The 3,486-nt window shown below is 40.8% G+C and carries 4 protein-coding genes; all 4 read right to left on the reverse strand.

Annotated elements, in window-relative coordinates:
* Nucleotides 1-163: 163 nt before the first annotated feature.
* Nucleotides 164-991, reverse strand: coding sequence for a CHAP domain-containing protein (locus tag KSZ58_RS22295; RefSeq protein ID WP_217752952.1), 828 nt, complete (start codon nt 989-991; stop codon nt 164-166).
* Nucleotides 992-1,005: 14 nt separating this feature from the next.
* Complete coding sequence (locus KSZ58_RS22300; protein ID WP_217752953.1) at nt 1,006-1,296, reverse strand: hypothetical protein; 291 nt, start codon at nt 1,294-1,296, stop codon at nt 1,006-1,008.
* A gap of 1 nt (nt 1,297) precedes the next feature.
* Entirely contained in the window at nt 1,298-1,471 is a 174-nt protein-coding gene (locus tag KSZ58_RS22305; protein ID WP_217752954.1) for a hypothetical protein, read from the reverse strand.
* Between the two features lie 84 nt (nt 1,472-1,555).
* On the reverse strand, nt 1,556-3,486 hold a 1,931-nt coding region (locus KSZ58_RS22310; RefSeq protein ID WP_217752955.1), incomplete at its 5' end, for a tail fiber domain-containing protein.

The following is a 3,486-nucleotide window of genomic DNA, read 5'->3' on the forward strand; positions in this document are numbered from 1 at the left end:
ACCATTGATTATACCTAAAATAGTATTTATTTGATTTAAACCCGTCCAATCCATACCCTCACCTCATGATTATCACACCTAAATAATACATTTTTTGTAATTTTTTGTCAAACTATACATAAAAAAAAACCACCCAGCCCCGAAGGAATGAGTGGTTATTTTCTTATTCCAGGTCTGACTTACGTACCCAGCTCATGATTTCTTTCAGTAGTACCTTATCCCCGCTGATCTGCATGACTGTGTAAGTCGTACCTTTTACAAACGCCGGAATGCTCTGCCCTGTTGCATATGTCTTTGCCGTCTTTTTAACTTTGACCTTTTTACCGACTGCAATCACCGCAGCTGCGCCGGTCACCTGTAAATCGGATGTTTTAACCCATGATACAAGCTCTTTGATTAAAGCCTTGCTGCCGGATACCTGCTGTACAGTGTATGTATTGCCTTTAGCCCATGCGGGGATTGTCTGGCCAGTAGCGTACTTTTTAGCGCTGGACTTGATTTTGACCTTATTGCCCGCCTTAATGCCGGTAGTAGTAGGCTTACTGGTAGATGGTTTTGCTGCCTCTGCTTTTGGCAGTTTATCGTGTACCAAGTAGCCGAGGAAAGTCATACCTAGGTATCCATTTGGGTTGCCCTTGATATACTCAAAGCTTTTACCGCCATAATTTGACTGCGACCAAGCAATCGTGTTGGTGTCAATAAGCTCCTCACAAACTGCTACATGTCCCCACTGCCCTGACTGCCAGATCATGAGTGCACCCTCTACAGCATATTTTGAGCGTTTAAAGCCGTCTGAATAGTTATCCCACAGCTCCTGTGCGCCATTTACCCGTGGGCTATCCAAATACTCCTCTCGCCCTAAAATCTCGCTGATACGAGCTGTAGCATAGGTAAAGCAGTTCGGCATATTCACGCCGGTTCTGCGCACTGCCCAATCCATCCAATTACTGCCTGTCAATCCGGACAGGCTTGTTCTTTTCTTAAATGCCATTTTTATTTTCTCCTTTATTCATCTTTAGCTCGGCTTATGCCGGCTCCGTCTAATCGGTGGTGGGCGCTTTTCACTGAAGCTTCCACCACCGCCACTTTTTTTCCTAAATCACTAACCTCATTTGAAAGATTATCCACGTCCTTACGTATTCCAATAATCGCATCAAGTTTTGCATTTACCGATCCTTTCCATTCAGCATCAGTAATAATCTTAGAATCTCTTCCTCTCATGAAGCCACCAAGTCCTACAGCGCATCCAACTAACGCAATTATCAGACTAATGCTTAGTGTAGTTTCTCCACTCAAATCACTCACCTGCTTTATCTTTTTCTTTTGTAAAGTAGTAAGTGATTACCGCTGTAATGACACTTGATGTAACGGCGGTATCAAGTTGCTTTGTTACTGCCATATACGCAAACACTCCCATTACAGTTATAGTCATAAGAGATTTCACCTTCAGTAATGCTTTCAGTTCCTTCATAATGCTTCTCCTTTCGCCCATTCAGGCATAATAAAAGGGCGTTTAACGCACGCCCATGCGAGATACTTTGGATCACTTCCTTTCTCAGCTTCGCAAAGCAGATAAAGCGGATTTTGTATCAAATAACTCATTGTTTAAACGCACTATCTCTTCTCTCAATGTATCCACCCTCCTCTCTAATTCATTATTTTTGCTTTTTAAATCACTCAGTTCCCGTGATACGGATAGTTCGCTATTTTTTACAATACAGTCTAGTTCTTGCACTGCTTTAGAGATATATGGTATGACAACTTCTGGATTTATCGCTAGTGTACCACCCAAATTCTCGACAAGCTGCGGATCTATTTCTTGTAAATTTTGCGCAATATAACCTATCGATCTTTGAAATCCTGTCTTTTTAAAGATATAGGATTCATGCTTAAATCTTCTTATCGCATCAATTCCACATACATCAGTATCCATAATATTTGCTTTAAGTTTAGCGTCAGATACCCATGATGTTTTACAATAATAATCTTCTCCAGTCGCATCTTCATACTGTAAATAATCAGTGCTGCTGTCAGGGTGGCCATGATATATCTGCCTAATATTACGGAAACCACCTCCAGTAACATTAGAAACGACTACATAACCTTTTCCATTTTTAGGCTGAACTGGAAAGTTCGATGATCCCAAAAATATATGTCGCTCCGTCCAACCTGATGGATTTAAGCCAAAATTCAGTGTGTACCACGATGCACCACTATTACCGTCAATATCTGTTTGTCCCAATGATAAAAACTTTGCACCAGTATCAGCCGATAGTAATATACCTCTGCTGGTACTGCTAGTGTAAGATGATGCTATTCCTCCACAATGATTACTGTTAATAAACAAATCCATGCGCCCATTACCTATTACTACCTTTGTATTTTCTGTTCCAAGACTTGTAAATGATCCCGTCAATAATGCATTGTCAGCTTTTAACTTTCCTTCATGTGTCACATAAAATGGAGCACCTGTCATAGATTCTGCTGTGCTGCCTGCATAAAAAGCATACGTCCCGGCACTTTGCATTACAGTATATTTACCATTGTTTTGCGCACTCAATCTTAATGCTCCGATGTCAAACCCACCAATCTTACCAGATGTGGCAGTGACCGTCCCAATCATAGTTAGATTTCCGTTTGTATCACCATACAGCACCCTGCCCCCAGCATTGTTATAAATGGATAACGCACCATTATTGACACGTAATCCCCCAGAATTGATCACAACACTCATATTGCCTGTCACTTCTGATTGAGCAGGCGCCCAGTAAGATGGATCAATAGCTGAATTAGCTTCGCATAGGAAAGGTCTATTAAAAGCTATGCGTCCTTTGAAGTCTCTACCATAAAGATATACTCTTACATATTCTATTTCTTTATCTTCAACCTCTACAAACTTGCCTACCCGCACCCATTTATGGGATGTATCTCTGACAGACCCTGAACTTCTGGTGCCATCGGTATAATATATATTGATAATATAAGTTGCAAGTGGATTTGTAGGCCCAGCCACATAATCGGAATTTGTCAAAAATTCAGTGGACATATAAAATCCTTTTACCTTACGTCCTATGTCTATACGTTGAAACCAGTTACTGTTCGCAGTTCCATCAAATGCACTTGATTCCAACCAAAGCGCACGCCCTGTACTGCTTCCCCATGTCATCGCTCTGCCGCCTGTACATGTCGACGCTAATGATTTGTTCCAACAAGCTGTATCATTTGTAAAATCAGAATTCTCTATGAGATTTATTCGATTATATGATTCCTTGATACTCACTGATAAACTGTCTACCTTTTGCGTGATCGTTGAGCTCATGCTATTCACAATATCCTTGGTAGCATATGTATCACTTACCGTTGTTTTAAATCCGTTAACATCAGCAACCAAAGAATTAAGCTTAGTTGATGTATAAGATGCAGTGGATTCAATTGAAGACACTCTGCCAGTCAATCCATTTACACTTTGTTCAAACTGTGTCTGTT

It is taken from the genome of Erysipelatoclostridium sp. DFI.2.3 (assembly GCF_019132535.1).
In the GTDB taxonomy this organism is placed as follows: Bacteria; Bacillota_I; Bacilli_A; order Erysipelotrichales; family Erysipelotrichaceae; genus Clostridium_AQ; species Clostridium_AQ innocuum.

What these genes read in the sequence shown, in the direction of transcription:
- KSZ58_RS22295 (WP_217752952.1), bottom strand. Translation starts at nt 991, where the DNA reads ATGGCATTTAAGAAAAGAACAAGCCTGTCCGGATTGACAGGCAGTAAT.
- KSZ58_RS22305 (WP_217752954.1), bottom strand. Translation starts at nt 1,471, where the DNA reads ATGAAGGAACTGAAAGCATTACTGAAGGTGAAATCTCTTATGACTATA.